This is a genomic window from Microbacterium sp. M (assembly GCF_045181065.1).
Taxonomy (GTDB): domain Bacteria; phylum Actinomycetota; class Actinomycetes; order Actinomycetales; family Microbacteriaceae; genus Microbacterium.
Genome location: NZ_CP173721.1, coordinates 474,264 through 499,571, shown reverse-complemented (window position 1 = coordinate 499,571; position 25,308 = coordinate 474,264). Strand labels below are relative to the sequence as shown.

Genomic DNA, 25,308 nt, shown 5'->3' with positions numbered 1-25,308 from the left:
TTCATAATAGGTTAGCCAAGCCTTATCTGGGCTGCCGGCACTCCCGAACCCCTCCTGGAAGACGATCCATGCGCTCCACACCCCTGTCCTTCGTCGCGCTTGCGGCGACGGCACTGCTCCTCACCTCCTGCGCCTCCGCAAGCTCGGACGCCTCCTCCACGGCATCCGAGACGATCGAGCTGACGACGCCGGCCGGAACAGACGTCGAGATCCCCACCGAGCCGACGGCCGCCCTCGGCTTCTACACGACGGACGTGGATCTGCTCATCACCCTCGGCTACGAGCTCGCCGGATCCCAGCCGATCCGCGACGACTTCACCGCGTTCCCCGACTTCTTCCCGCAGGAGGAACTCGCCGGTCTCGACACGTTCGGCAACTACCCGGAGTTCAACCTCGAGGCCGTCCTCGAAGCCGAGCCAGACTTCATCCTCAACGGCCTCGGCTACGAGAAGGACCTCGACGCGCAACTGCAGAAGATCGCCCCGACCTACACCTACAACGCCTTCGACGGCGGCGACTGGCGCGACGTCGCGGGGCAGATGGCGACCGACCTCGGTCGCGAGGATCAGTGGCAGGCCTGGCTCGACCAGTACGAGGCTCGCGTCTCGGATATCCGCGAGCGCCTGGATGCCACGGACATCCATCCCGTCGTCGCCGACGTCGGCTACTTCGAGGGTCAGGTGACCACGTCCTGCTACGGCGTGCCGTGCCTGGTGTTCGCCGACCTCGGCCTGGAGATGTCGCCGCTCATGAACGCGACCGAAGAGGGACTGCCGGCCAGCGACGAATACGCCGAGCTCAGTCCGGAACAGGTCGGACAGCTCGAAGGGATCGACGTGGTCTTCACGGGTGCCGAGGAGGACGGCACGCTCTGGGTGGAGGACGACGAGGCGCTGTCGCAGAACGAACTGTGGCAGAACCTGCCCTTCGTGAAGAGCGGCGAGTACTACCCGTACAACTACGAGATGCTCTACGGATCGCCCAGCGGCCAGGACGCGTTCCTGACCATCGTCGAGGAGGCGCTGCTCGGATGAGCGTCAATCTCGTGCACCGCATCGTCGCCCAGCGCGTCGAACGCCTGAGCCCCGGCATGGTCCGCATCGTCTTCGGTGGAGAGGGATTGGACGGCTTCGTCTCGACCGGCGTCGGCGACGAGTACTTCCGGGTCTTCTTCCCGAAGGACGACCAGGCCGAGCCGAACCTCCCGTTCCCGACGGAGGACGGCTACTGGGACTTCCCCGAAGGGGTCGAGCAGGCCCCGATGCGCACCTACACCGTGCGCGAATGGGATGCCGCAGCGCAGGAGCTCACGATCGACTTCGTCGTGCACGACGGCGGCGTCGCCGCAGCGTGGGCGCTTCGTGCGCAGCCGGGGGACGTCGTCGGCGTGAACACCCCGAAAGGGCTGTACGCCCCCGAGGACGGCATCGAATGGCAACTGCTGATCGCAGACGCCACCGGTCTTCCGGCCGCGGCACGGCTCGCCGAGACGGCCCCGACCGGCGTCCGCACCCGTGTCGTCCTGGAGGTCGCTTCGGCCGACGACGAACTGGACATCGCGGTCGCCGACGGCGTCGAACTGCACTGGGTCCACGGCGGCAACGGCCACGGCCCGACCCGCATCGAGGAGATCCTGCGCGCATCCGATCTGCCGGACGGGCCGGGGTACGTCTGGGTGGCCGGCGAGACGAAGGCCACCCGCGGCGTGCGCAGGCACCTGCGCCACGAGTTGAAGCTCCCCTCGACCGCCTACAAGGTGATCGGCTACTGGACCGCGAACGCCGAGGAGTGGCGCGAGAAGTACAACAGTCTCGACGAGGTCACCCTCGGTCGCCTGACGGCGATGTGGGACGACCGGACCCGCTCCGAGGAGGAGATCGAGGACGAGTACGAAGCCGAGCTGGAGAAGCTCGGCCTGTGATCGTCGCCGCATGAGCGCCGTCGTCGCCGAGGAGTCCACGCCCCGGGTCTCGGTCGCGCACCGGGCCCTGGTCGTGGTCGTCCTGGCCGCAGCCCTCGCACTCGTATGCGTCGCCAGCCTCGTGTTCGGCTCGCAACGACTGTCGCCGGCCGAGGTGTGGATCGGCCTCAGCTCCGGCGCCGGCGACCCCGGTGCGATCGTGCGCGGGATGAGGGTCCCTCGTACGATCATCGGCATCGCCGTGGGTGCCGCCCTCGGCATCGCCGGCGCGCTCATCCAGGGGTTCACCCGCAACCCGCTGGCCGACCCCGGCATCCTCGGTGTCAACGCCGGGGCGAGCCTCGGTGTGGCCGTGGGCGTCGCCTTCTTCGGGTTGCAGGCCGCGAGCGGATACATCTGGTTCTCGTTCGCGGGTGCGATTCTGGCGACCGTGCTCGTCTACCTCATCGGCACCGCCGGACGCAGCGCCCCGGATCCTATGCGGATGACGCTGTCCGGAGTCGCCCTCGGCGCCGTGATGGGCGGTGTCGTCGCGGCGGTCGGACTGCTCGATCCGAAGGCCTTCGACTCGATGCGCATGTGGAACGCGGGCTCACTCACCTCGCTGACCTCCGACGTGTATGCGGTGCTGCCGTTTCTCGCCATCGGGATCGTCCTGGCGTTCTGTCTCGCTCCGGCGCTGAACGCGCTCGCACTCGGCGACGACCTGGCGACGGCGCTCGGGTCGCGCGTCGTCCTGACACGCGTGCTGTCCATCGTGGCGGTCACCCTGCTCTGCGGTGCGGCGACCGCCGCCGCAGGGCCCATCGCGTTCGTCGGACTCATGGTGCCGCACGCGGTGCGCTGGTTCGTCGGCCCTCATCAGGGATGGATCCTTCTGGGCACGCTCTTCGCCGCGCCTCTCCTGCTGCTCACCGCGGACGTCGTCGGCCGCCTGGTGATGCCCACCGGTGAGCTGCCCGTCTCGATCGTGACGGCCGTGATCGGGGCGCCCGTCCTGATCGCGCTCGTCCGACGACGCAAGGCGAGCGGGCTGTGACGGCGCCGGTGGACGACGCAGCACGCACCGATGCCGACGTTCGGTCTGTGGCGGCCGGCCGCCGCGTCGTCACGCTGCAGACCGCCCTCTTCTCGCGTCGCATCGGCGTGCGGGCATCGGTGGTCGCCATCGCCATCCTCGCGGTGGCCCTCATCGTCGGACTCGTCGCGCTCGGCGTCGGCGAGTCGTCGTTCTCGATCTCGGAGGTGATCTCGACTCTGCTCGGCTTCGGCGACTCCCGAGCCGAGCTCGTGATCCTCGACTGGCGGATGCCGCGGGTGGCCGCCGGGATCCTGTTCGGCATCGCACTCGGCATCGGCGGAGCGATCTTCCAATCGCTCACCCGCAACCCTCTCGGCAGCCCGGACGTGATCGGCTTCGACGCGGGGGCGTACACCGGTGCGCTGCTGGTGATCACCACGATCGGAGTCAGCACGGCGACCACGGCCCTGGCCGCGATCGTCGGCGGCATGGCGACCGCGCTCGTCGTCTACCTGCTCGCCTTCCAGCGGGGTTTCCACGGATTCCGGCTCATCATCGTCGGCATCGGCGTCGCCTCGATGCTGGGTTCGCTGAACTCGTGGATCATCCTCAATACGGATCTCAACATCGCGCTGCTGGCGAGCGCATGGGGTGCGGGGTCGCTCAACCTCATCACCGCAGAGCAGGTCGGCATCGCCGCCTGCTTCATCGTGCCGCTCGCGGTGGTGGCAGCAGCCCTCGCAGACCGGATGCACATGCTCGAACTCGGCGACGACGCCTCGGCGGCGCTCGGCATCCGCACCGGCCCCGTGCGGATCGCACTCATCGTCGTCGGGGTCGGCCTGACCGCCGTCGTCACAGCGATGGCCGGACCGATCGCATTCATCGCGCTGGCCGCTCCGCAGATCGGCCGCCGGCTCACCGGATCGGCGAGCGTGACGCTGACCGGATCGGCCGCGGTCGGCGCCCTGCTGCTCGTCTCGAGCGACCTGCTCGCCCAACGGCTGTTCGCACCGACGCAGCTTCCCGTCGGCATCATCACCGTCTGCCTCGGCGGCATCTACCTGATCTGGCTCCTCATCCACGAAGCGAGAAGACGTTGACCACCTCCCTGACCACCCCTGCGCGCCTGTCCGCGCACGACGCGACGATCGGCTACGACGGCCGCGTCGTCTCCGAGCACCTCGACGTCGAGATCCCCACGGGCTCCTTCACGGTGATCGTCGGTCCCAATGCGTGCGGCAAATCCACCCTGCTGCGCGCGCTGGCACGCCTGATCCGGCCGACCGCCGGCGAGATCCTGCTCGACGGCGACGCGATCGCGAAGCTGCCGACCAAGCAGATCGCCCGGACGCTCGGCATGCTGCCGCAGACATCCATCGCCCCCGACGGCATCCGGGTGTCCGATCTCGTCGCCCGCGGACGCCACCCGCATCAGACGATCCTGCGGCAGTGGTCTCGAGAGGACCAGTCCGCCGTGGCGGCTGCCTTGGCCGCGACGGGGACGACCGAGCTCGCCGGTCGGCTCGTGGACGAACTGTCCGGCGGGCAGCGCCAGCGCGTCTGGGTGGCGATGCTGCTCGCTCAGGATGCGCCGACCATGCTGCTGGATGAGCCGACCACGTTCCTCGACATCGCGCACCAGTACGACCTGCTTCGGCTGTTCCACCGCCTGCATGCCGAAGGACGCACGGTGGTAGCGGTGCTGCACGATCTGAATCAGGCCGCGCGCTTCGCCGATCACATCATCATGATGCGCGACGGGCAGGTCGTCGCGCACGGGGCACCCGCCGATGTCGTCACGGCCGAGCGCGTCGAGGAGGTCTTCGGCCTGGCGTGCTCGGTGATCCCCGACCCGCACACCGGCACTCCGCTGGTCGTGCCGCGCTGATCCAGCGAGACCCCGGCAACGTCACGGAAACAACCTCGGCTTACACTCGTATGCGCCACAAGCATCCGATTCTCTCCGAGGGCCACCCATGTCCAGCGAACCCATCACCGTCTCCATCCGCCGCGAAGTCGACCCGGCCTACATCTCCGAGGCGACCGCCTGGGTGCAGACCGGGGTGAATCTCGCGAACAAGCACCCGGGTTTCCTCGGATCGGGCTGGATCCGCGCCGGCGAGAGCTCGCACGTCTGGTACATGCTCTACCGGTTCGCGAACACCGAGACGCTGGAGGCCTGGGAGAGCTCGGCCGAACGCGCCGAATGGCACTCGACCGGTCAGGGCCTCGTCCTCAGCGAACGCGCCAAGCGCCGCACCGGGATCGAGGGCTGGTTCGACGAGCCGGCCACCGGATCGGTCCCGCTTCCCGCCGACGCGCAGCCCGACGCATCGGCCCCTGCCCCGGCGCGGTGGAAGCAGGCGGTCACGATCTGGCTCGGCTTCTTCCCCGTGAACCTGCTCTTCACGTACCTGATGACACCGGTCCCCGGCTTCGGCGACCTGCCGATCTGGGTGCGCGTGCTCGTGACCACCCTCGTGCTGACGCCCGTCATGACCTACTGGGTGCTGCCCTGGGTGACGCGGAGCCTGCGGGGCTGGCTGGCGCGCTGAGTCAGTCCCAGCCGGCGACCCCCTGACGCAGCGCGTCCTCGACGATCCGGGATGCCTCGGCCGGCGCGCCCGGCCGCCGGACGAGGAACAGCGTGTTGATGGGCGGATCATCGGTCGCCACCAGCATCCGCAGCCTGCCGTCGGCGAGTTCGGCGCGGATGAGGTAGGTCGGCAGTACTGTGACGCCGGCGCCGGCGACCGCCGCGGCCGCGAGAGCACGCAGATCCGGAGCGATGAGAGCGGGCTCCCGATCCAGCCGCATGTCGAACACGTGACGCCAGTAGCGGCGCAGGATCGGCACATCCTGCGCGTACGCGAGCAGCGGGTACGCGCGCAGAGCGTCTGGGCCGCGCTCTGCCACCTCCGCCGGGTCGAGTTCCAGACCGGGCGATGCCACCAGAACGAACTCCTCGTCGATCAGACCGACCGCAGGAAGACTCCGCCCGCGGGGTCGGACGGAGGAGATCACGAGGTCGAGACGCCCCTCTCTGGCATCATCGAGCAGGTCGTCGGCCAGGCCGGTCGTGACGTGCACCCGCAGTCCGCCCGCGATGGCCTGCGCCAGCGCTGGCATGACGACGGATGCCGTGAACTCTGCGGCTCCTCCGATTCGGATGCGGTGCTCGACGGGACTCGTCGCTTCACCGCCGAGCACTTCGGCGAGCCGGTCGAACGGCTCCGCGAGTCGAGCCGCCAGCTGGTCCGCCCGTGCCGTGGGGAGCATCCCCCGCGCCGTGCGGACGAACAGCGCTTCGCCTTCGAGGCGCTCCAGCGTCTGCAGGTGCGCCGTCACGGTCGGCTGGGCGACCCCGAGCACCCGGGCGGCAGCCGACACCGATCCGGAACGGTGCACCGCGAGGAAGCTGCGCCACAGGGGCAGGCCGTCCAAGCCATCGGAAATCTGATCGCCCATATCGAGAATGTATCGGAATCGCTCGCTGGAGGCCGTCGTTGCTCCGAGTATCGCCAGCCCGCGGCAGCCGCCGCTCGAACCACCTCGAATCAAGGAGTACGCATGTCGACCATCCTCTTCGTCGTCACCGGCGCCCGCACGTGGACGCTCACGGACGGCACCGAGCACCCGACCGGCTATTGGGCGGAGGAGCTTCTCACGCCGCACCGGCTGCTCACCGACGCGGGCCACGACGTCGTCTTCGCCACGCCGAACGGTGTCGCTCCCGTCGCCGACCCTGGCAGCCTGCGGGACGGGGATGCCGCGGCCATCGCCGCGATCTCCGGTCTCGACGCTCCCCTCGTACTCGCCGAGGTGGATGCCGACGAGTATGCGGCGGTGTACTACCCCGGCGGTCACGGGCCGATGCAGGACCTCGCCGACGATGACGCATCCGGTGCACTGATCGCCGCCACGGTCGACGCGGGTCGTCCGCTGGCCGCGGTCTGCCATGGTCTCGCGGCGCTGCTCGCGGCACGTGTCGCGGACGGAACTCCGCTCGTCGCCGGTCGGCGCATCACCGCCTTCACCGACGAGGAGGAGCGCCTGGGAGGACTCGCCGACCGGGCGCCGTTCCTGGTGGAATCAGCGCTGCGCGCGCAGGGTGCGGCGGTGGAGACCGCCGAGCCGTGGAGCGATCACGTCGTCGTCGACGGCGGACTCATCACCGGGCAGAACCCGCAGTCGTCCGCGTCGACCGCCCTCGCTCTGCTGAAAGCGCTCGGCTGACAGCGGCCGGCTGAGACGCGTTGGGGTCGGATGCCGCGGCACCCGACCCCTGTCGCATCCGGGTCACTCCCACACGACGGCGGGGGTCTCCGCGGCGAAGTCGACCGTGGGAGAGTTCAGGTAACCGCCGAACCACACCTCGAACTCGGCGCGGGTTCCGCCCTGGTCGCCCTGCAGAGTCATCTCGACGTCGACCGAGTCGTACGTCGTGACGATCGAGCCGGAGGAGACCTCCGCGGTCAGGGTGTCGAGCGTCGACTGGCCCTCGGCGGTGATCGTGCGCGTGACGGTTTCGTCGACCGGCGTGGCGCCGTCGAGGTCGATGTCGGTGAGATCCAGACCGCACGGCGTCGTGAGCGTCTTCATCGCGACGCACTCCTCGACCGACGCGCGTACCAGGGAGCGGAACTGCGCGGTGCCCTCCTCGGTGAGTACCGGACGCAGGTCCCACAGCACCTCGGCATCCGCATCGGAGGCGACCACGAACGTCGTCGTGTCGCCCTCGATCGTGAATTCCTCGACGCCGACCGCGAGCTCGTAGGTGCCGGGGAAGACGTACGCGGTCTCGGGCGCTTCGGCTCCGTTCACGGTGAGACCGAGACCCTCGAAGCCGTAGAAGCCCGACAGCGCGATCAGACCGTCAGCGATCTGCCACTCGTCATCGGCGCCGTAGTTGTAGACCTGGAAGTCGCGAGAGACCCCCTGGCCCCCGATCGTGAATGTGACGGGGACGCGGGTCTCGTAGTCGTCGCTCTCTTCGACCTCGGTCACCTCGATGTCGTCGATCGCGCCCAGCTCGAGAGACGCCGCGAGGACGTCGTCCGTCAGCAGCGTGTCCTCCCCGTAGGGATCGACGTACTCGAGCGCCGCATCGGCATCGCCGTCGGCCAGCGCCGTCAGGTAGCTCTCCACGACATCGGATGCCGTGATCGCCGGCCCGCGCAGCATCGCGGGAACGATGATGGCTGCGGCGATGATGAGGACGACCGCGGCCGCACCGCCGATGATGCCGAACAGCGCCCCCTTGGACAGGGGCTTCTTGGGTGCTGGCGCCGCGCCGGGATAGCCACCGTATGGCGGGACGCCGCCTGGCGCGTTCGGATCGTACGCGGGAGCGTTCGGGTCGTACCCCGCGGCCGGGTAGGCCTGGCCGGGCGCGCCCGGATACGGCTGCACCGGCGATGCACCAGGAGCCGCGGCAAACGCGTCGCCGGGATACGGCTGATCCGGATACGACTGCCCCTGCGTCTCGGTGGGCACCACCGGCCCCTGCACCCCAGGAGCCACGAACTCCGGCTGGGTGGCGTCCGTCCGGTCGGAGTCGGATGCTGAGAATGCCGGCGGCACGGGAGCGACCTGCTCGGCTGACCCCGACGATGTGACGGCCTCGAACACGTGATCACCCGCGCCTGACTGCTGCGGCACGGAAGGCGGGGTGGGCTGCGGATTCTCCGGTGTCTCGGTCACGTGTTCATCGTAGAACCAAGCGCCCTCCGGACGTAGAATCCGTCGACACCGGTGCCCGGGAGCCAGTCGCTACGGCGCGATGGCGCGCACCACCCGACAAGGATTGCCGACCGCGACGACGTCGGCCGGGATATCGCGTGTGACCACTGAACCTGCCCCGATGATGCTGTTCTCGCCGATGGTCACTCCAGGCGTGACCGTGACCGACCCGCCGAGCCATACGTTGTCGCCGATCGTGACCGGCTTCGGCAGCTCCCATCCTTCCCGTCGCCGCTCGATGTCTTCGGCGTGGTTCGGCGTGTAGATTCCGCAACGCGGGCCGATCAGACAGTCCGCACCTATGGAGACGAATCCTCCGCCGATGACGAGAAAGTCGGCGTTCAGGAATGTGCGATCACCGATCGACAGGCGCATGCCGTAGTCGATGCTGATCGGTGGGCGAAAATCGATCCCGTCACCAGCACCGGGGATCAGATCGCGGAACAGGCGTCGCGCTCGGTCGGGCGCGTCGTAGAAGATGCGGTTGATCTCGTCGCAGATCGCATGCGCCTCCCAGGACAGCTCCTGCAAAGCGGGCGAGGTCCGGTAGCGGATCCAGTCACCGCTGAGAAGACGACGCAGGTCCGGGTCCGCTTCCGCGAGACGTCGCACTCGCGCATCGATGGGTTCGCCGGTCACGGTGCCTCCTCGGTTATGTTGTCGTTCCCAACATAACCGAGGAGGCACCGTGACATCAACATGGGCCAAAGCGGTGCGAACGGACAGCTCGAGCCGGATGCCGCCGCGCCATCGACCGGTTCGACGCACAGAGCGGCGGGGTCAGCCGGACGTCCTCGCTCGGTAGGTCTCCCGCAGGAACTCCCCGGCCGGTTTGCCGTACGGGCAGTAGTCGTCGTTCGCCGGCGCATCCGCCTCGGAGTACAGCGCGGGCGGCCAGTCCCACAGCATGAAACCGCGCATCCACGGGCGTGCTTCGCACGCGGCGAACATGGCGCGGTAGTAGCGCAGCTGCTCTTCGCCCGATGGGTCGCCAGGCAGGCTCCAGTCGTTCGGCTTGTCCGGTGAGCCGGTGCGCGACGGGCATCCGGCCTCCATGAAGAAGAACGGCTTGCCGGATGCCTCGACGACCTTCTCGATGCGGTCGAGCTCGGCATCCCACCGGTCGATCGGGTAGTAGCCGCTCGAGGTGATCACGTCGACGGCTTCCCACCAGGTGACGTGGTCTTCCTGGTACTTGTCGCAGTTGTACGTGACGATGCCGCTGTACACCTCGCGGACCGCCGCGACGAGGGTCCGCCACTCGGCCTCGCGCGCGTCGGCGCGGACCATCTCGCAGCCGATGCAGAGCATCTCGCAGCCCTCGGCCTCGGCGATCCGCGCCGCGTGCAGGATGAACTCCGTGTACGACGCGAACCACTGCGTCCAGCTCGGCTCACCAGGAACATCCCAGTCGAAGAAGCCGATGTAGGCGCGCCAGGTGCCGTCGGACACGTTCACGACGGGCTTCAGGCACACCTTCAGCCCGTGCGCCTTGGCCTGCCGGATCGCGCCGACGATCTCGTCCTCGGTGACCGTCGGGGCCTGATCCCAGGGCATCTCGGTCGACTGAGCGGTGGCCTGCTCGACCGCGTACGCCAGGGCGGTCCAGGTGACGCCGTGGTCGACCATCGCCGCCATCGAATCGGATGCCGCGCCCGCCGCCCAGGTGCCGCGGATGCCCGTCCAGCCCCACGTCATACCCGCGACGTATCCCTCGAGACCGCTCATACGACCAGCTCGTTCGCGGTGCGCAGCACGCGCGCCGAGCCGAGGGCTGCCGCGTCGATCGGCACGGCGTGCTGCACGAGCAGCGTCGCGCTCTCCCCCGGCAGCAGCGTGATGAGGCCGTCCTCGGTGAACGCCTCGGGGTGCACCTTGTCGGCCAGCACCGCCAGGTCGCGCACGATGCTGTTCGCCATCACGCGCACCTCGGTGCCGCCGTCGACCGCGACCGTCTCGACCGAGAGATCGGCCGCAGGCAGCCGCGAGTCCCGCGGCTCGGCGAAGTACCAGAACCCGCGCGCCTCGCCGATGCTCGCCACGATCAGCTCGCCCGCGGCATCCTGAGCGGTCGCCACGTCGGGAGCGATCACGACGGTCGCACCACCCCGAGCGGATGCCGTGACCGGCACCGTCTGCTCGGCGAGCACCGTGCCGTCGAAGCGCACGCGCCGGACGACGAGGTCGCCGGTCCACTCCGCGCCCGTGTCGTTGCCCAGGACGACGCTGAGCCCCGCCTCACGCGGCTGGATCGTGACGACCCGCGGCGCGAAGGCGTTCTTCAGCGCGTGCCACAGCGGCTTCAGCCGCTCATCGCCGTCGATCGCCGCCCACGATGTCACCGGCCAGCAGTCGTTGAGCTGCCAGACCACGGCACCCGAATTGTGCGGCGCGAGCGAGCGGAAGTGCTCGAGCGCGAACCGCACGGCGTGCGCCTGGTTCAGTTGCATCGCCCAGTGCCAGGTGTCGGTGTCGGTCGGCACGCGGAAGTGCGGCAGCAGACCACGCGTGAGCTTGACGTTGCCCTCCATCGCCTTCTGGTGCACGATCATGCCCGGCGATTCGGGGGTCAGCGGCTCGTCCGAGATCGAGCGGGTCATGGTCGACCACGCCGGTGGACCCTGCCAGCCGAACTCCGCGACGAAGCGCGGCTCGTGGTCGCGGTAGGTGAGGTAGTCCTGCCGGTTCCACTGCTCCCACAGATGCATGGTGCCGTGCGGCTCGGCGTTCGGGTGCTGTCCACCGGGGCTGAACGGGCTGCCCGGGCTGTACGGCACGTGGGCGGCCAACTCGTCGACCAGCTGAGGGAACAGCTCGTAGTAGTAGTACGCGCCCCACGTCTTGCCGTCGAGCTCCTGCTTCCACCCCCAGTCCTCGTAGCCCCAGATGTTCTCGTTGTTGCCGGTGAGAAGCACGAGGGAAGGGTGCGCGGACAGGCGGACGATCTGCTCGCGCGCCTCGGCCTCGACCTCGCTGCGGATCGGCTCCTCTTCCGGGTAGGCCGCGCAGGCGAACAGGAAGTCCTGCCAGGTCAGCAGGCCCAGCTCGTCGCACAGGTCGTAGAAGTCCTCGGACTCGTACATCCCACCGCCCCACACCCGCACGAGGTTGAGGTTCGCCGCAGCGGCCTGGCGGAGGCGGCGCTCGTAGCGCGCCCGATCGACGCGCGGGAACAGCGCGTCGTCGGGGATCCAGTTGACGCCCTTGACGTAGATCTCCTGATCGTTCACGACCAGGGTGAACGGGGTGCCCTCGGCATCCGTCTCGGTGTTCCAGCGGACCGACCGGAAGCCGACCCGGCGTTCGGTCTCATCGAGGACGCCGTCGGCATCCGACAGGGCGAAGGATGCCGTGTGCAGCGTCTGCTCGCCGTAGCCGATCGGCCACCACAGGCCGGCGTCCGGCGCGTCGATCGTGACGTCGACGCTGTCGCCCGCGACGTGCACGGTCGCCGTGCGACCGGCCACCGCGACGTCAATGGTCAGGGGTGCGGCGTCTGCGGCATCCGCTCGCTCGACCAGCACACGAGCGGTGAGCCGCCCGCCCTGCTCGGCTCGGTCGGCGGCGACGCGCACCTCGGCGATCCGGGCGACCGACCACGACTCGAGGCGCACGGGGCGCCAGATCCCGCTCGTCGCGGTCGCGATGCCCCAGTCCCAGCCGAAGCTGCAGGCGGACTTGCGGATCGCCTCGAACGGCGTCGGGTACGCGCGCGGCCGCGGCGCGAGCTCCTGGCTCATCGCGTTCGCGTGCCGCACCGGAGAGCGGAACGCGACCTCGAGCCGGTTCATGCCCTCGACGAGGGCCTCGCGCACGTCGACCCGGTAGCTGCGGTGCTGGTTGGCCGCCTCGAGCACGACGTGGCCGTTGAGCCGGACCCGAACCACCGTGTCGAGACCGTCGAAGACGAGGTCGTGCCGGGTGTGCGCATCAGCGGTCCACTCGAACGTCGTCTCGTAGGTCCAGTCCACCAGCCCGATCCAGGCCAGTAGCGACTCGTTGTCGTCGAGGTACGGATCCGGGATGAGTCCTGCCGACAGCAGGTCGATGTGCACGACACCGGGAACCGCGGCGGGGATGATCCGCCCGTCGATGGTCTCGGGTGCCGGTCCGTGCGAGGCGCGAACGGTCCAGTCGGAATGCAGCGGGGTGCGGACGAGTGTCACTTGACGGCTCCTGAGGTGAGGCCCTTGTAGATCCAGCGCTGAAGCAGGAGGAAGGCGATGAGGGTGGGGATGATGACGAGCACGGTACCAGCGGCGATGACCTCCCACTGCGCGCCGAACGGTCCCTTGAACCGGAACAGCGACGTGGAGATCAGGCCTTCGGACGGCAGGTAGAGGAAGGGCGTGTAGAACTCGTTGTACACCGCGATGCCCTTGATGATGACGACCGTCGCGATCGCGGGCTTCAGCAGCGGCAGGATGATCCGCCAGTAGATCGTCCAGCGGTTCGCTCCGTCGATCATGGCCGCTTCGTCGAGCGACACCGGGATCGACTGCATGAACTGGATGAAGAGGTAGATCGCGATGATGTCGGTGCCCATGAAGAGCAGAATCAGCGCGGCCTTGGTGTCGTAGAGGCCGAGGCCGTTGATGAGCTGGAACGTCGCGACCTGGCTCGTCACGCTGGGGATCAGCGTGGCCACGAGGAACAGGGCGAACACGAGCTTCTTGCCGCGGAACTCGAATCGGTCCAGCGCGTAGGCGGCCATGGTGCCCAGCAGGATCGTGCCGACCAGCGAGACGACCAGCACGATCGTGGTGTTCACGAAGCCCTCGAGCATCTTGCCGCTCGTGAAGGCCGTGACGAAGTTCTCGAAGTTCAGCCAGTTCGCCGGCGGATCGAAGGGACCGCTCTGCGCGTACTCCTGGGCGGTCTTCATGCTCGCGAACAGCAGCACCGACAGGGGAAGGAGCGTGACGATCGCGGCGATCACCAGGCTGGTGTACTTCGCCGTGGTGGCACTGCCGCTCTTGAGTCGATCGAAGAACGAACGACCGCGGATCGTCCTCGGCGGTGTGGTGCTCACCGGCATGGTGCGCTGGGGTTCGGTTGTGGTGGTCATGTCAGATCGACCTTCTCGTCGGGGAACACCTTGCGCTGGATCCAGGTGACGACCAGGACGATCGCCAGCAGTACCACCGCCATCGCGGAGGCGAGTCCGACGTTGCGGAACGTGAAGGCGGTCTGCAGGGTCTGGATCACGAAGGTGGCGGAGCCGTTCGCACCGCCGGTCATGATGAACGGGATCTCGAAGACGGCGAGGCTGCCGGAGATCGCGAGGATGAACGAGAGTCCGATCACCCGTCGGATGCCGGGGAAGATGATGGCCCAGAACTGCTGCCACCTGCTGGCACCGTCGAGGTCGGCCGCTTCGTACAGGTCGTGCGGGATGGACTGGATGGCGCCGAGGAAGAGCACGAAGTTCATGCCGGTGTAGCGCCACACCGAGGTGCCTGAGAGCGACCAGTTGACGATGTCCGGGTCGCCGAGCCACTGCGGAGGATCGACCATGCCGAACCAGCCGAGCACGGTGTCGAGCGTCCCGCCCGGTTGGAACAGATAGAGGAAGACGAAGCCGATCGCGACGCCGTTGATCAGGTAGGGGAAGAACAGGATGCCGCGGAACAGGCTCGAGAACCGCGTCGAGAAGCTCAGGATCGTGGCGAAGTACAGCGCGATCGCCATCTGTGCGAAGGACGCCGCGAAGTAGTAGAGGCTGACGCCGAACACCGAGAAGATGCGCGGGTCGGTGAACACCTCGACGTAGTTGTCCAGCCCGATGAAGTTCTTCTCGAGGTCGATGCCGTCCCAGTCCGTGACGCTGAAGTAGAACAGGTTCAGCGCCGGCCAGTAGGTGAACAGCAGGAGGAGTCCGACCGCCCCGGCGAGGAAGAACCAGGGGGTGAGCTTCTGGAGCGGACTCTTGCCCGCGGCCCCGCCGCGGGTCGGGTCGGTGCGACGGCGCACGCCGCCGAACCGACCCTTCCGTGTGACGGTGGAGAGGGCGGCAGTGCTGTCGGCGGGTGCCGCGCCCGGTGTTGCGATGGCCATGTCTCTGCCGCCCTCTGTCTCAGCCCGCGAGCTTCTCGACCGAAGCGCCCCAGCGCTCGTTCAGCTCGGCGAAGTAGCTCGCCTTGTCACCGTCGGCAGCGCCGCGCGCGACATCGATGAGCTTCTGACGGTAGATCGGGCCGTACAGGTCGATCTGGGAGTCGCTGGAGACCTCGTTCAGCAGGCCCTCCTTGCCGGCGGGTGCCGCGTTGATCTCCATGAGCTCGACGCCGGCCGCCTCGAAATCGGCGAGCGACTCGGGCAGAGGCGCATCCTTCAGCGGAGAGACCATGCCCTGCGTCTCGGTGTAGCCGGACTCGGACACGACCCACTGGATCCACGCCCAGGCGGCGGCCTTCGACTTCGAGTGCTTGCTGACGGCGAGGTTGTAATCGCCGCCGATGACGGCCAGTTGGGTGCCATCGACGTTGGCGGGGAAGGCCATGAAGCCGATGTCGTCCGCGGAGGCCCCGTTGTCCTCGGCTGCCTGCTTGATCTGCGAGATGGCCCAGGAACCGAGCGGCATCGTGGCGATCTTGCCCGTGCCGAGGTCGACCTTGGACTGCTCCCAGTTCGTCGTCAGCGGGTCGGCCTCGGTGAGACCGGCGGCGACCGTCTCGTACAGCAGACCGTCGATCGCGTACATGTCGGTGCCCTCGGTCCACGGCGCCGGGTCCTCTGCGAGGGTGATCGGAGCATCCGGGTCGTTCGTGATGCCGCCCAGGTTGCCGAAGCTCTGGGTCAGCGGCCAGCCGTCCTTGTAGTTCGTGTACATCGGAACGGCCTCGGTCGAGTCCTTGACCTTCTGCAGTGCGTCCAGCCACTCGTCTTCGCTGGTCGGCAGCTCGGAGACGCCGGCCGCTTCGAAGATCTTCTTGTTGTAGACGACGCCGTTCGCGTTGCCGCCGAAGGCGATGCCGTACTGGGTGCCCTCGTAGCTCGCCGCCGGAAGGAACCGGTAGGTGTCCTCGAAATCGGCCGTGTCGCCGAGCGGCTCGAGGAACTGCTCGTACTGGTCTGGCTGGATCGCGGGGATGCCGATGACGTCGCCGTAATTGCTCGTGCTCATACGGGTGAGCATCTCGCCCGCGTAGTCGGTGATGCCCTCGAACGTGACCTTCACGTCGGGGTACTCCTTGTTGAAGTCCTCGGCGTATGCCTCGAGGGTGCCGTCCTCGACGAGGTCGGTGCGCCAGGTGACGACCTTGATGTCGCCCTTCACCTCGCCGTCGATCGCGTTGTCCGCGTCACCGGAACCGCCGCCGCTCGAGCACGAGGTGAGCAGGAGCGCTGTGGTCGTCGCTGCGACGACAAGGCCAGCCATTGCCTTGCGTGATGCCATGTGAATCTCCCTTGATGTGGTGGCAGCCGGCCAGCGGATCGCGAAAAGATCCTCGCCGCCGGATGTGGATGTCAGCGTAGGACAGACATGGCCGGATGTAAAGCGCTTTAGTGAAATATCGTGGATTTCCGGACCACGGAGGTGCCGCGGTTTCTTCCCGCTTATCTGGACTTTTTCGCGATGGAGATTCTTGCGACGGAACGGTGCGTCCGTCTGTCCGTCGTTGTCATGCGGATATTCGTGGCTACGATGGAGCGCATTCACGCCTCCGAACGAGAGCCCTTCCGATGACGACTGTGCAGCCTCGCGCCACCCTCGACGATGTCGCGCGCCTGGCCGGGGTCAGCGCGAAGACCGTGTCGAGGGTGTTCAATCAGCCGGAGATCGTGGGGGCCGAGACCGCGCAGCGCGTGCAGGCCGCTGCGACGCGCCTGCGCTTCCGTCCGAACACGCTCGCCCAGCATCTGCGGCGAGGCGGCGGCACCGACACCGTCGGGTTCGTGATGGGCGAATTCGGCAACCCGTTCTACTACAAGGTCGCTTCGGGCATCGAGGCCGAGATCGCCCCGCACGGCCACCATCTGCTGCTCGCTACGACCGATGACACCGCCGAGGGCGAGGCCAGGGTGGTCGATGCGCTCCTGGGGCAGCGGGTCGGTGCCCTGCTGATCATTCCCGTGGCGGACGATCAGGCGTATCTCGAGGGCGAGCGACAGCTCGGCACCCCGGTGATCTCCATCGACCGCGACGCGACGAACGTCCTCGCCGATGCGATCGTGCTCGAGAACCACCGCGTCGTGCATGAGGCGACCCGACGACTGCTGGCACTCGGGCATCGCCGCATCGGCTACGTGTGCAACCCCGCAGGCGTGTCGACGCAGGCGGATCGGCTGGCGGGCTACCGCGCCGCAATGTCCGAGGCGGGGATCGAGGACACCGCGGCCTGGTGTCGCCTGAGCGATGACCGCACGGAACGCGCCGACACGACCATCGGCGAGCTGCTCGACTCGGACGACGCGCCCACGGCGATCATCACCGGCAACAACCGCATGACGATCGGCGCGCTTCGCGCCATGCGCGCACGAGACGACACGCGCACCGCGTTGATCGGCTTCGACGACTTCGACACTGCGGACGTCATCGGTGTTTCCGTGATCACCTACGATCCGATCGAGATCGGACGCCAGGCCGCGCGCCTGGCCATGGAGCGCATGAGCGACCCCGCGGGCCCGCCACGACGGATCGTCCTGCCGACCTGGATCGTCGAGCGCGGCACGGGCGAACGCCCGCCGCACGAGCGGAACGCACCATGACCCCATTACTCGAGCGGGAGCTGTTCGCACTCGAACGCGCGGTGAACCGAGCTCAGCGGGGCGAGGGCCCCGTGGACTCACGCGGCTGCAGCACGGGCGTGGAGTCCAGGTCGGCCTCCGGCGCCGCTCCCCCGACGACGTCGAACAGCCGGCGCGCCACGTGCGCCCCGAAGTTGACGACGTCGTGACTCAGTGAGGTCAGCCGGGGGTACGAATGCTGGCACAGCACCGAGTCGTCCCACGCGACGATCGACAGCTCATCGGGTACGCGGATGCCGAGCTGCGCTGCGACGCCGAGCGCGGCGACAGCCATGATGTCGTTGTCGTAGATGATCGCCGTCGGAGCGTTCGGGCCGGTCAGCACCGCCCTGGTCGCCTCGACGCCCTCTGCAGGGGTGAAGTCGGTGTGCAGCACGATGGGCTCGGCATCCTGCAGGCGCATCTCATCGAGGAAGGCTTCGTCGCGGAGGCGGGTGTGCGCGAGCTCGACCAGGCCCGCGACGCGCGCGATGCGCCGATGCCCGAGTCCGACCAGGTGGCGTACCGCTTCCCTGGCTGCGGTGGCGTCGTCGGTGCCGACCGTGGTCAGCCCGTCGGCGACGCTCGGATCGCCGACGACCACGACGGGAAGGGTCGGGGTCTTGGCCAGATAGGCGATGCGTGGATCATCGACGCGCACGTCCGTGACGATCACGCCGTCCACACGGCGGGCCTTGTGCCAGCCGCGCAGGGTCTCGAGCTCGCTCTCGATGTCGGGGACGACCTGGAGCAGCAGACCGTGGTTGCGCAGAGACAGCTCGGACTCGATGCCGGCGAGGAACTGCATGTAGAACGACTCGACGCCGAGGTTGCGCGGATCGCGGGCGAGCACGAGTCCGAACGTCGCGGTCTTGGCGCCGGCGAGCGAGCGGGCGGCACTGGCGGGCGCCCAGCCGAGCTCATCGGCGACCGCGAGGATGCGCTGACGAGTCTCGGCGGAGACTCCCTTGCGGCCGTTGAGCGCGAACGACACCGCACCGATGGAGACGCCTGCGCGAGCGGCGATGTCCGCGATCGTCACGCGTCCGGTGGTGCTGCTCACCCTTGAACCCTACGCCTCCTGTCTCGCCTTCCCCGGTCCCGGGAAGCGTTCGAATCGCTCGAATGACCGTTCCCGGGGGATTCCAGGGTCATTCGAGCGATTCGAACTGGGCTGGGGCTATCCGCAGGTCGCCGCGGCGTACCCGGCGGTCACCGACGCCTCCCCGACCGTCATCGTGATCTCGCCGGCCTCGACGGACGGCTTCTTGGTCGCGGCCACGGCCTGGCCGGTGCCGGCAGGGGCGACCGCCTCGATCACGCGCCGGCCGAACGGCGTCTCGACGACGGCATCCGTCGTTCCGGCACCGCTGTTGTGCACCGTCGAGACGAGCTGCACCTTCCCGGCGACGCAGCGGGTGACCACCGCGGGCACGACGTCCGAGGGCGCCGTTCCGACCGCGAGGACGGGGATCTTCAGATACGAGCCCGGGGTTGCGAAAGTGAGGCGCACGGCGGAAATGAGCACGGGGTCGAACAGGATCGTCGTCGGCTTGCCGTTCGCGCCGGGTGCGACATCCTGTGCGCTCGTCGCGTGCCACGTGCCCTGCGCATCGCGGTACTCGACGCCGACGCCCGCGATCGTCCCCTCGACGTTCGTGAATCCGACGCGATCGACGACCGCCGCGGCGGCCGGCTCGACCGTGAAGGTCGCCGTGTCCTTCGGCGTGCCGCCGGTCCACGTCGACCACGAGGTCGTCGCAGAGCCGTCGCACGCGTTCTGCGCCGGCATCGTCACCCACTCGGTCTGATGGAAGCTCGCCGACACCGTCGTGCCCTCGGCCGCGCAGATGTCGTCGATGCCGTCGGCACCCCAGATCTGCACCTCCGAGATCGACTGCCAGGTGTTGGTCGCGGTCGTCAGCCGCAGCCGCACCCCGTTGGTCTGCGGCAGGTCCGCGAGGTCCAGCGTCGCCACAGGAGCGGATGCCGCGGCATCCTGTGCGATATCGACACCGACGTCGGCCGGGACCCAGTCGCCGGCGGCATCCAGATACTCGGCCGCGACGTGCGACGGCCAGGTCGCGCCGGCGCCGTCCTTGTACGTGTGCACGACGACCTCGTCGACGTCCTGGGCGAGCGGCCAGGAGAACGACAGCCAGCTCGAGGTGGGGTACGCGCCGCCGCCGACCCAGTCGTCCCAGCCCTTGCCCTTGACGTTTCCGTCGGCGACCGTGGGGGCGAGATCGACCCGGCTGGATGCCGACACCGCCGACCCGGGTGCGAGGTTCACGACGCCGGGAGTGGCCACCTCGATCGTGCGGGCGAAGGTGCGGCCCTCGGTGAAGTCCGCATCGGCCGCGAGCGTGCCGGTGATCGTCTGCGTGCCGCGCTCGCCGAACGACGTGGCGCTCCAAGTCACGGCCGTCTCGACCGTGGTCTCGCCGACCTTCACGGGAACCCTGGCGGGCAGGGCATCCGAGAAGTCCTCGCCCGGCTCGACAGCCTCGGGGAGCCGGTCGTCCGTGACGCTCCAGATCTGCGTGCCGAGGCCGTGGGAGTCGAAATATGTGGCATCCCAGCCGTCCGCCCAGCGGGTCGGATCCTCGACCGCGGGGTTGCGCATCTCGGCGCGGCCGTTCTCGCCGATCGTGATGGGCAGCCAGACGTAGGTGGAATCGGCGGCGCCGGAGTTCCATCGGTCGCCCATGTAGACGAAGCGTCCGCCGCCGAGGTCGAGCACGTTCGTGGACTGCGAACCGAAGGTCGTCCGGCGGGTGTCGCCGATCGAGAGCAGACCGTCACCGCCCTCGGGGATGGAGTTGTAGGCGACGTTCTCGTAGGCGTCATCGGTTTCCACCCCGCGGATCCAGGTGCCGAGGATGCTGTCGGCCGTGTGATACGTCTGCGGGTTCGGCGCCCATCCGGTCGCACCGGACGCGACGGCGTAGTACTTCCCGCCGTGCTGGAAGAGCGCCGGCGCCTCGAGCATGCCGCACTCCTTGACGATCTGGAAGTCCTCGCCGCGCACCGGCGCCTCCGCCGTGCCGTCGGCGAAGATGTACGGGAAGCGGCCGTCCTCGGAGTACTGCCCGGCGTCGACCATGTCGGTGCCCGTGGTGTGCGTGACGTTCGTGTACGAGGAATCGAGCTCGGCGATGTACAGCGAGCGGTTCTCCTCGGACGAGTAGGAGATGTACGCGGTACCGTCGTCGTCCTGGAAGACGGTCATGTCGCGGGCCTGACCGGGTACCGCGGCCGAGATGCAGGCCTTGTAGTCGGTGCGGTTCGGCATCCGGTAGACCCCCGTCATCCGGAACGGACCTGTCGGGCTGTCGGAGACGGCGACTCCGGCCATCGAGCGGGCGTACATGCTGCCGCCCGGCGTCGTCTGCCCGTCCGAGTGCCACCACAGCACCCATTTGCCGGTGCTCTCGTTGTACAGCGCCTTGGGGCGCTCGAAGATCGTCGTGTACTCGGCCGCGTCGCTCGTGTTGAGGTGGTGGTTCAACTCGGCGATGCGCTCGGTGCGCGGCTGGCCCGCGTCGTCGACGGTGTCGTACAGGGCGTCGAAGTAGTCGGTCTCGAACTCGGAGGCGTCCGAGACCGAGCGCAGCACGATGCCCTCATCGGTCCAGTTGAGGGTGTCGTAGGACTTGTACGCGTGCACCCCTGGGCTGCCGTAGTAGCCGTTGCTGCGGTCCTCGCCATACCAGTAGTAGACCGTGCGCCCGTCTTCCGCACCGGTGACGACGTCGCCGCCCTCGACCCCGAGCTCCTGCGCGCTGACGACCGCGCCGCCGTGCGCCTGGATGTGCGCGCCGTTGTCGTCGAACCAGTACGGCTGGAAATAGCCGGCGGCGCTGGACCCAGGGTCCTGGATCGCCGGATACGCGGTGTACGTCACCGGATCTCCGATCGGCACGGCGGCATGAGCGGGTGCCACCGCCGCAACAGTCAGCACTGCCGCGGCACAGACTGCCAGCGCGGCGCGGGTCGACTTCGTCATTCGCACTCCCTTGTGGATGAGGCACCCGTCGAACGGGTGTGTTGACGTCAACAGTTGACGTCAACACACATCCAACCAGTCGAGCACCCCGAACGGCAAGCCCCGCGTCGGTCGCAACGGGTCCGAGGATGCCGTCTGATCGGGGTCAGATCCGCAGCAGCGCTGCGCCGTGCACCGGAAGCGTCACCCGCACCGCAGCACTCCCCGGCGCCACGCCGCGAGCGGCATCGCTCTGCACGGCGACCGGTTCGAGCGGCACCTCGCGGCCGGTCCACAGTTCGCTCGCGACGCCGGATGCCGGGAAGCCGATGTTTCCGGCATCCAGAACCGCGTCCAGGGGAACGGAGCCGAGATTGAAGGCGGCGGCGTAGCGCTCGCCGTCCTGTCCATCGGCGGCCCACAGCACGAGAGCGCCCTCACGGAAGACCTCGCGGTTGCGCGTGGAGCCCGACAGCACCGCGAGCACATCGGCGTTCTGGAACAGCGCGATCGTCGCCGGATCGGACGAGGGCAGATCGCCGCCGATCATGAGCGGCGAGCGGGCGATGATCCACAGCGTCAGCAGCGCCACACGCTCGTCCGGGGTGAGCCGGTCGTCGCGGGGCTCGCCGCGCTCGGCACGGATGCCGATGCGCCCGAGCGGCAGCATGTCGCCGTCCGGCCAGCCTTCGGCGCCCGCGAACGGAGCCCACCGCGCGAAACGCGCGAAGTTCGCCTCGACATCCGACCACTGGTCCCACAGGTCGTCGCAGATGCGCCACATGTCGGCGTGCGCGCGGAGGTGATCCAGCCGCTCGAGCGACAGGTCGCGCCCGGGCGACAGGCTCAGGACGATGTCCCGGCCGGACGCCGTGATCGCCGCGGCGTATGCCGAGACATCCGCCGCCTGGTACGGCCACAGCATGTCGTCGGCCTTGATGAAGTCGACGCCCCACTCGGCGTACAGAGCGAGGGTCGAGTCGTAGTACGCCTGCGCCGCCGGGTTGGTGTGGTCGAGTCCCACCATGTCGGGATTCCACTCGCACACGTTGGTCGCGTCGGCGACGTCGGATGCCCGCACGTCGGTGCCGAGGATCGGCAGATCCTGCGCGACCGCCCGCCGCGGGATGCCCCGCATGGTGTGGATGCCGAAGCGCAGGCCGAGCTCGTGCACGCGCGCGGCGAGAGGGCCGAAGCCCGCCCCACCGGCTGAGCTCGGGAAGCGCTCCGGGTCGGGGATCAGCCGGCCGTGCTCGTCGAGGTGCAGCGGTGCGTCGGCGTTGTAGCCGTGCGACCGCGCGGTGGGGTCGGCCCAGTCGATGTCGACGACGATCGTGTCCCAGCCGAAGCGCAGCAGATGCTCGGCCATGAACTCGGCGTTGGCGATGACTTCGGCCTCGGTGACTGTGGTGCCGTAGCAGTCCCAGCTGTTCCACCCCATCGGCGGTCGCGACACGGTCACAGCGCGGCGATCCGCCAGGATGCCTCGTGCGACGCACCAGGCTCGAGCACGACGAGGTCGACGCCGGAGTTGAACGCGTCCGGCGGGCACGTCATCGGCTCGACCGCCAGGCCGATCCGATGAGTCGCGTCGACGCCGGTGTCGGCGGTGTGCACCTGCACCCACGGGCAGGCCTCATCCCAGCGCATCGCGACGCCGGTGCCGTCGGCCGTGGTGAGGCGCACCTCGGAGATGCCCTCCTCGTACGACAGCGACGTGAACGCGTGGTCGATGAACACGTCGCCGATCTCCCGCGCGGACCGGAAGTCCCACTCCGGGTGATCGGTCACCGGCTCGACCGCGACCGGGCTGAGCCGGTCGGGCGTCACCGTCAGGACTTCGGATGCCGGAAGCGCGAACGTCCAGTCGTCCACGTGGCCGGCGCCGGCCACGAGGTACGGGTGCGGTCCCGTGCCCCACGGCGCGGCATCCGCACCGAGGTTGCGGGCCGTGACCGTCTGCTGCAGACCGTCGGCGTCGAGCGCGTATTCGCTGGACACCTCGACGCGGAACGGATACCCGTCCTGCGGCGGGATGACCGCGACGAGCACGACCCGGTCGGCCTCGACGACCCGAGGACGGAAGTCCGCCCACGACAGCAGGCCGTGCAGCGCCTGGCTGCGGCCCGGCTCGGTCAGGGCGAGCTGGTGCTCGACTCCGGCGAACGAGTAACGGCCGTCGACGATGCGGTTCGGCCAAGGAGCGAGGGTCGTCCCGCGGTATCCGGGGCGCACCTCATCCGCCTCGAACGGCACGACGAGGTCGCGCCCCTCGAACGCGAGCACGCGCAGCGAGGCGCCGATCGAGGCGATGACCGCGCGGTAGCCGTGCGCGGCGATCTCGAACTGCGCGCCGGAGACCGGTTCCGTGTCCGCCGACATCACAGCCCCTGCGCGAGACGGTAGTAGGCCTGATTCCAGCGGACCTGCTTCTGGAACTCGACCAGCGTGGTGTCCTCGTCGATGACGAGCAGCTCGACCTCGGCCATCTCGGCGAAGTCGCGGAAGGCCTCGAGCCCGACCGCCGTCGACATGACGGTGTGGTGCGCGGCCCCGGCGGTCAGCCAGGCGGCGGCCGACGTGTTGAAGTCGGGCGCGGGCTTCCAGACGGCACGGCCGACGGGGAGCTTCGGCAGCGAGGCCCGCGGCTCGACGTTCTCGACCACGTTCGCGGTGAGGCGGAACCGATCGCGCATGTCGCTCATGGCGACGACGACGGCTGGTCCGGCATCCGCGGTGAAGACCAGGCGGACCGGGTTGTCCTTGCCGCCGATGCCCAGCGGGTGGATCTCGAGCGTCGGCTTGGCCGTGGTCAGCGACGGCGACACCTCGAGCATGTGCGCGCCGAGGATCAGCTCGTCACCAGGGGTCATGTCGTAGGTGTAGTCCTCCATGAGGCTCGCGCCACCGGGGAGGCCGGCACCCATCACGTTCGCGATGCGGACCAGGACGGCGGTCTTCCAGTCGCCCTCGGCGCCGAAGCCGTAGCCCTCGGCCATGAGGCGCTGCACCGCGAGGCCCGGCAGCTGCTTCAGCTCGCCGAGGTCCTCGAAGCTCGTGGTGAAGGCGCCGAAGCCGCCCTCCTCCAGGAACGACCGAAGGCCGATCTCGATCGCGGCGCCGTCGCGCAGCGACTGGTGCCGCTCGCCGCCCTTGCGCAGCTCGGGGACGACCTCGTAGAGCTCTTCGTACTCGGCGACGAGGGCGTCGATGTCGGACTCGGATGCCGCGGCGACCGCCTCGGCCAGTTCATTGACGCCCCAGGTGTTGACCTGGACGCCGAAGCGCAGTTCGGCTTCGGTCTTGTCGCCCTCGGTGACGGCGACGAAGCGCATGTTGTCGCCGAAGCGGGCGAGCTTGAGCGAACGCGAGGCGGCGAGGCCGGCCGCGGCGCGCTGCCAGGTGCCCAACTCCTGCTGCACCCGCGGGTCGGATGCGTGTCCGACGATCGTCTTGCGCGGCACGCCCAGTCGGGTCTGGATGTAGCCGAACTCGCGGTCGCCGTGCGCGGCCTGGTTCAGGTTCATGAAGTCGAAGTCGATGTCGGCCCAGGGGAGCTCGACGTTGGCCTGCGTGTGCAGGTGCGCGAGCGGCTTCTGCAGCGCGTCGAGGCCGGCGATCCACATCTTCGCGGGGCTGAACGTGTGCATCCAGGCGACGAGGCCGATGACGTTGTCGTCGGCGTTGGCCTCGAGGGCTGCCTTCTTGATCGCGGCGGAGTCGGTCAGCACCGGCTTCCAGACGATCTTCACGGGGACGTCGCCCGCGGCATCCAGAAGCGAAGCGATCTGCTGGGACTGCTCGGCGACCTGCGCGAGTGTCTCGGGTCCGTACAGGTGCTGGCTTCCGGTGAGGAACCAGACCTCGTAGCCGTCGAGGGAGGTGGTGAGCTTGGGCATTTCA

General features: G+C 68.7%; 21 protein-coding genes. 8 read left to right on the top strand and 13 right to left on the bottom strand.

Annotated features, from left to right (window positions below; translation table 11 throughout):
• The first annotated feature begins 68 nt into the window (after nucleotides 1–68).
• The 6 genes from ACI7YT_RS02350 to ACI7YT_RS02325 all read left to right on the top strand — a co-directional run bounded on the left by ACI7YT_RS02350 (nucleotide 69) and on the right by ACI7YT_RS02325 (nucleotide 5,500).
• The gene (locus tag ACI7YT_RS02350; protein ID WP_406248797.1) at nucleotides 69–1,034 is read left to right on the top strand and encodes an ABC transporter substrate-binding protein; all 966 of its coding nucleotides are present in this window, start codon (nucleotides 69–71) and stop codon (nucleotides 1,032–1,034) included.
• On the top strand, nucleotides 1,031–1,921 hold the full coding sequence (locus ACI7YT_RS02345; RefSeq protein ID WP_406248795.1) for a siderophore-interacting protein: 891 nt from the start codon (nucleotides 1,031–1,033) through the stop codon (nucleotides 1,919–1,921). The genes ACI7YT_RS02350 and ACI7YT_RS02345 overlap by 4 nt, the downstream gene beginning before the upstream one ends.
• A 10-nt stretch (nucleotides 1,922–1,931) precedes the next feature.
• A complete protein-coding gene (locus ACI7YT_RS02340) occupies nucleotides 1,932–2,960 on the top strand; it encodes an iron chelate uptake ABC transporter family permease subunit (RefSeq protein WP_406248793.1) in 1,029 nt (342 codons plus the stop codon).
• Nucleotides 2,957–4,045: a FecCD family ABC transporter permease gene (locus ACI7YT_RS02335; RefSeq protein WP_406248791.1), complete on the top strand. Its 1,089-nt coding sequence runs from the start codon at nucleotides 2,957–2,959 to the stop codon at nucleotides 4,043–4,045. The genes ACI7YT_RS02340 and ACI7YT_RS02335 overlap by 4 nt, the downstream gene beginning before the upstream one ends.
• A complete protein-coding gene (locus ACI7YT_RS02330; protein ID WP_406248789.1) occupies nucleotides 4,042–4,833 on the top strand; it encodes an ABC transporter ATP-binding protein in 792 nt (263 codons plus the stop codon). Before ACI7YT_RS02335 ends, ACI7YT_RS02330 begins: the two co-directional genes overlap by 4 nt.
• 88 nt (nucleotides 4,834–4,921) lie before the next feature.
• Nucleotides 4,922–5,500, top strand: a complete 579-nt coding sequence (locus ACI7YT_RS02325) for an antibiotic biosynthesis monooxygenase (protein ID WP_406248788.1) — start codon at nucleotides 4,922–4,924, stop codon at nucleotides 5,498–5,500.
• A 1-nt stretch (nucleotide 5,501) separates the two neighbouring features.
• On the opposite strand, the gene ACI7YT_RS02320 is transcribed toward ACI7YT_RS02325, so the two are convergent.
• Complete coding sequence (locus ACI7YT_RS02320; protein ID WP_406248786.1) at nucleotides 5,502–6,413, bottom strand: LysR family transcriptional regulator; 912 nt, start codon at nucleotides 6,411–6,413, stop codon at nucleotides 5,502–5,504.
• Nucleotides 6,414–6,515: 102 nt separating this feature from the next.
• Between ACI7YT_RS02320 and ACI7YT_RS02315 the strand changes: the two genes are divergently transcribed.
• Nucleotides 6,516–7,181, top strand: coding sequence for a type 1 glutamine amidotransferase domain-containing protein (locus ACI7YT_RS02315; protein ID WP_406248784.1), 666 nt, complete (start codon nucleotides 6,516–6,518; stop codon nucleotides 7,179–7,181).
• Nucleotides 7,182–7,244: 63 nt separating this feature from the next.
• Here ACI7YT_RS02315 and ACI7YT_RS02310 read toward each other — a convergent pair whose 3' ends face one another.
• From ACI7YT_RS02310 to ACI7YT_RS02280, 7 genes are all read right to left on the bottom strand, one after another.
• Entirely contained in the window at nucleotides 7,245–8,648 is a 1,404-nt protein-coding gene (locus tag ACI7YT_RS02310) for a hypothetical protein (protein ID WP_406248782.1), read from the bottom strand.
• A gap of 69 nt (nucleotides 8,649–8,717) precedes the next feature.
• Nucleotides 8,718–9,455: a sugar O-acetyltransferase gene (locus tag ACI7YT_RS02305; protein WP_406248780.1), complete on the bottom strand. Its 738-nt coding sequence runs from the start codon at nucleotides 9,453–9,455 to the stop codon at nucleotides 8,718–8,720.
• A 12-nt stretch (nucleotides 9,456–9,467) separates the two neighbouring features.
• Nucleotides 9,468–10,415 carry a glycoside hydrolase family 113 gene (locus ACI7YT_RS02300; RefSeq protein ID WP_406248779.1) on the bottom strand — a complete coding sequence of 316 codons (948 nt, stop codon included), beginning with the start codon at nucleotides 10,413–10,415 and terminating at the stop codon, nucleotides 9,468–9,470.
• A complete protein-coding gene (locus ACI7YT_RS02295) occupies nucleotides 10,412–12,853 on the bottom strand; it encodes a glycoside hydrolase family 2 protein (protein WP_406248777.1) in 2,442 nt (813 codons plus the stop codon). The genes ACI7YT_RS02300 and ACI7YT_RS02295 overlap by 4 nt, the downstream gene beginning before the upstream one ends.
• Complete coding sequence (locus ACI7YT_RS02290) at nucleotides 12,850–13,755, bottom strand: carbohydrate ABC transporter permease (protein WP_406248775.1); 906 nt, start codon at nucleotides 13,753–13,755, stop codon at nucleotides 12,850–12,852. The genes ACI7YT_RS02295 and ACI7YT_RS02290 overlap by 4 nt, the downstream gene beginning before the upstream one ends.
• Nucleotides 13,752–14,744 (bottom strand): carbohydrate ABC transporter permease, encoded by a 993-nt coding sequence (locus ACI7YT_RS02285; RefSeq protein ID WP_406248773.1) that lies wholly within the window; start codon nucleotides 14,742–14,744, stop codon nucleotides 13,752–13,754. Before ACI7YT_RS02285 ends, ACI7YT_RS02290 begins: the two co-directional genes overlap by 4 nt.
• A 19-nt stretch (nucleotides 14,745–14,763) precedes the next feature.
• The gene (locus ACI7YT_RS02280) at nucleotides 14,764–16,086 is read right to left on the bottom strand and encodes an ABC transporter substrate-binding protein (RefSeq protein ID WP_406248771.1); all 1,323 of its coding nucleotides are present in this window, start codon (nucleotides 16,084–16,086) and stop codon (nucleotides 14,764–14,766) included.
• 287 nt (nucleotides 16,087–16,373) lie between these two features.
• Between ACI7YT_RS02280 and ACI7YT_RS02275 the strand changes: the two genes are divergently transcribed.
• On the top strand, nucleotides 16,374–17,399 hold the full coding sequence (locus tag ACI7YT_RS02275; protein ID WP_406248769.1) for a LacI family DNA-binding transcriptional regulator: 1,026 nt from the start codon (nucleotides 16,374–16,376) through the stop codon (nucleotides 17,397–17,399).
• 52 nt (nucleotides 17,400–17,451) lie between these two features.
• Here ACI7YT_RS02275 and ACI7YT_RS02270 read toward each other — a convergent pair whose 3' ends face one another.
• From ACI7YT_RS02270 to araA, 5 genes are all read right to left on the bottom strand, one after another.
• A complete protein-coding gene (locus ACI7YT_RS02270; RefSeq protein ID WP_406248768.1) occupies nucleotides 17,452–18,480 on the bottom strand; it encodes a LacI family DNA-binding transcriptional regulator in 1,029 nt (342 codons plus the stop codon).
• Between the two features lie 117 nt (nucleotides 18,481–18,597).
• Entirely contained in the window at nucleotides 18,598–21,426 is a 2,829-nt protein-coding gene (locus ACI7YT_RS02265) for a glycoside hydrolase family 43 protein (protein WP_406248766.1), read from the bottom strand.
• Nucleotides 21,427–21,571: 145 nt separating this feature from the next.
• Nucleotides 21,572–22,867 carry an alpha-galactosidase gene (locus tag ACI7YT_RS02260; RefSeq protein ID WP_406248764.1) on the bottom strand — a complete coding sequence of 432 codons (1,296 nt, stop codon included), beginning with the start codon at nucleotides 22,865–22,867 and terminating at the stop codon, nucleotides 21,572–21,574.
• Nucleotides 22,864–23,787: an aldose 1-epimerase family protein gene (locus ACI7YT_RS02255; protein ID WP_406248762.1), complete on the bottom strand. Its 924-nt coding sequence runs from the start codon at nucleotides 23,785–23,787 to the stop codon at nucleotides 22,864–22,866. Before ACI7YT_RS02255 ends, ACI7YT_RS02260 begins: the two co-directional genes overlap by 4 nt.
• Complete coding sequence (gene araA / locus ACI7YT_RS02250; protein ID WP_406248761.1) at nucleotides 23,787–25,304, bottom strand: L-arabinose isomerase; 1,518 nt, start codon at nucleotides 25,302–25,304, stop codon at nucleotides 23,787–23,789. Before araA ends, ACI7YT_RS02255 begins: the two co-directional genes overlap by 1 nt.
• Nucleotides 25,305–25,308 lie beyond the last annotated feature (4 nt).

Excerpts from the sequence above, each read along its gene's own strand:
- ACI7YT_RS02300 (WP_406248779.1), bottom strand. The coding sequence starts at position 10,415 with ATGAGCGGTCTCGAGGGATACGTCGCGGGTATGACGTGGGGCTGGACG.
- ACI7YT_RS02320 (WP_406248786.1), bottom strand. The coding sequence starts at position 6,413 with ATGGGCGATCAGATTTCCGATGGCTTGGACGGCCTGCCCCTGTGGCGC.
- ACI7YT_RS02325 (WP_406248788.1), top strand. The coding sequence starts at position 4,922 with ATGTCCAGCGAACCCATCACCGTCTCCATCCGCCGCGAAGTCGACCCG.
- ACI7YT_RS02340 (WP_406248793.1), top strand. The coding sequence starts at position 1,932 with ATGAGCGCCGTCGTCGCCGAGGAGTCCACGCCCCGGGTCTCGGTCGCG.
- ACI7YT_RS02285 (WP_406248773.1), bottom strand. The coding sequence starts at position 14,744 with ATGGCCATCGCAACACCGGGCGCGGCACCCGCCGACAGCACTGCCGCC.
- ACI7YT_RS02275 (WP_406248769.1), top strand. The coding sequence starts at position 16,374 with ATGACGACTGTGCAGCCTCGCGCCACCCTCGACGATGTCGCGCGCCTG.
- araA (WP_406248761.1), bottom strand. The coding sequence starts at position 25,304 with ATGCCCAAGCTCACCACCTCCCTCGACGGCTACGAGGTCTGGTTCCTC.
- ACI7YT_RS02255 (WP_406248762.1), bottom strand. The coding sequence starts at position 23,787 with ATGTCGGCGGACACGGAACCGGTCTCCGGCGCGCAGTTCGAGATCGCC.
- ACI7YT_RS02265 (WP_406248766.1), bottom strand. The coding sequence starts at position 21,426 with ATGACGAAGTCGACCCGCGCCGCGCTGGCAGTCTGTGCCGCGGCAGTG.
- ACI7YT_RS02345 (WP_406248795.1), top strand. The coding sequence starts at position 1,031 with ATGAGCGTCAATCTCGTGCACCGCATCGTCGCCCAGCGCGTCGAACGC.
- ACI7YT_RS02350 (WP_406248797.1), top strand. The coding sequence starts at position 69 with ATGCGCTCCACACCCCTGTCCTTCGTCGCGCTTGCGGCGACGGCACTG.
- ACI7YT_RS02315 (WP_406248784.1), top strand. The coding sequence starts at position 6,516 with ATGTCGACCATCCTCTTCGTCGTCACCGGCGCCCGCACGTGGACGCTC.
- ACI7YT_RS02280 (WP_406248771.1), bottom strand. The coding sequence starts at position 16,086 with ATGGCATCACGCAAGGCAATGGCTGGCCTTGTCGTCGCAGCGACGACC.
- ACI7YT_RS02290 (WP_406248775.1), bottom strand. The coding sequence starts at position 13,755 with ATGACCACCACAACCGAACCCCAGCGCACCATGCCGGTGAGCACCACA.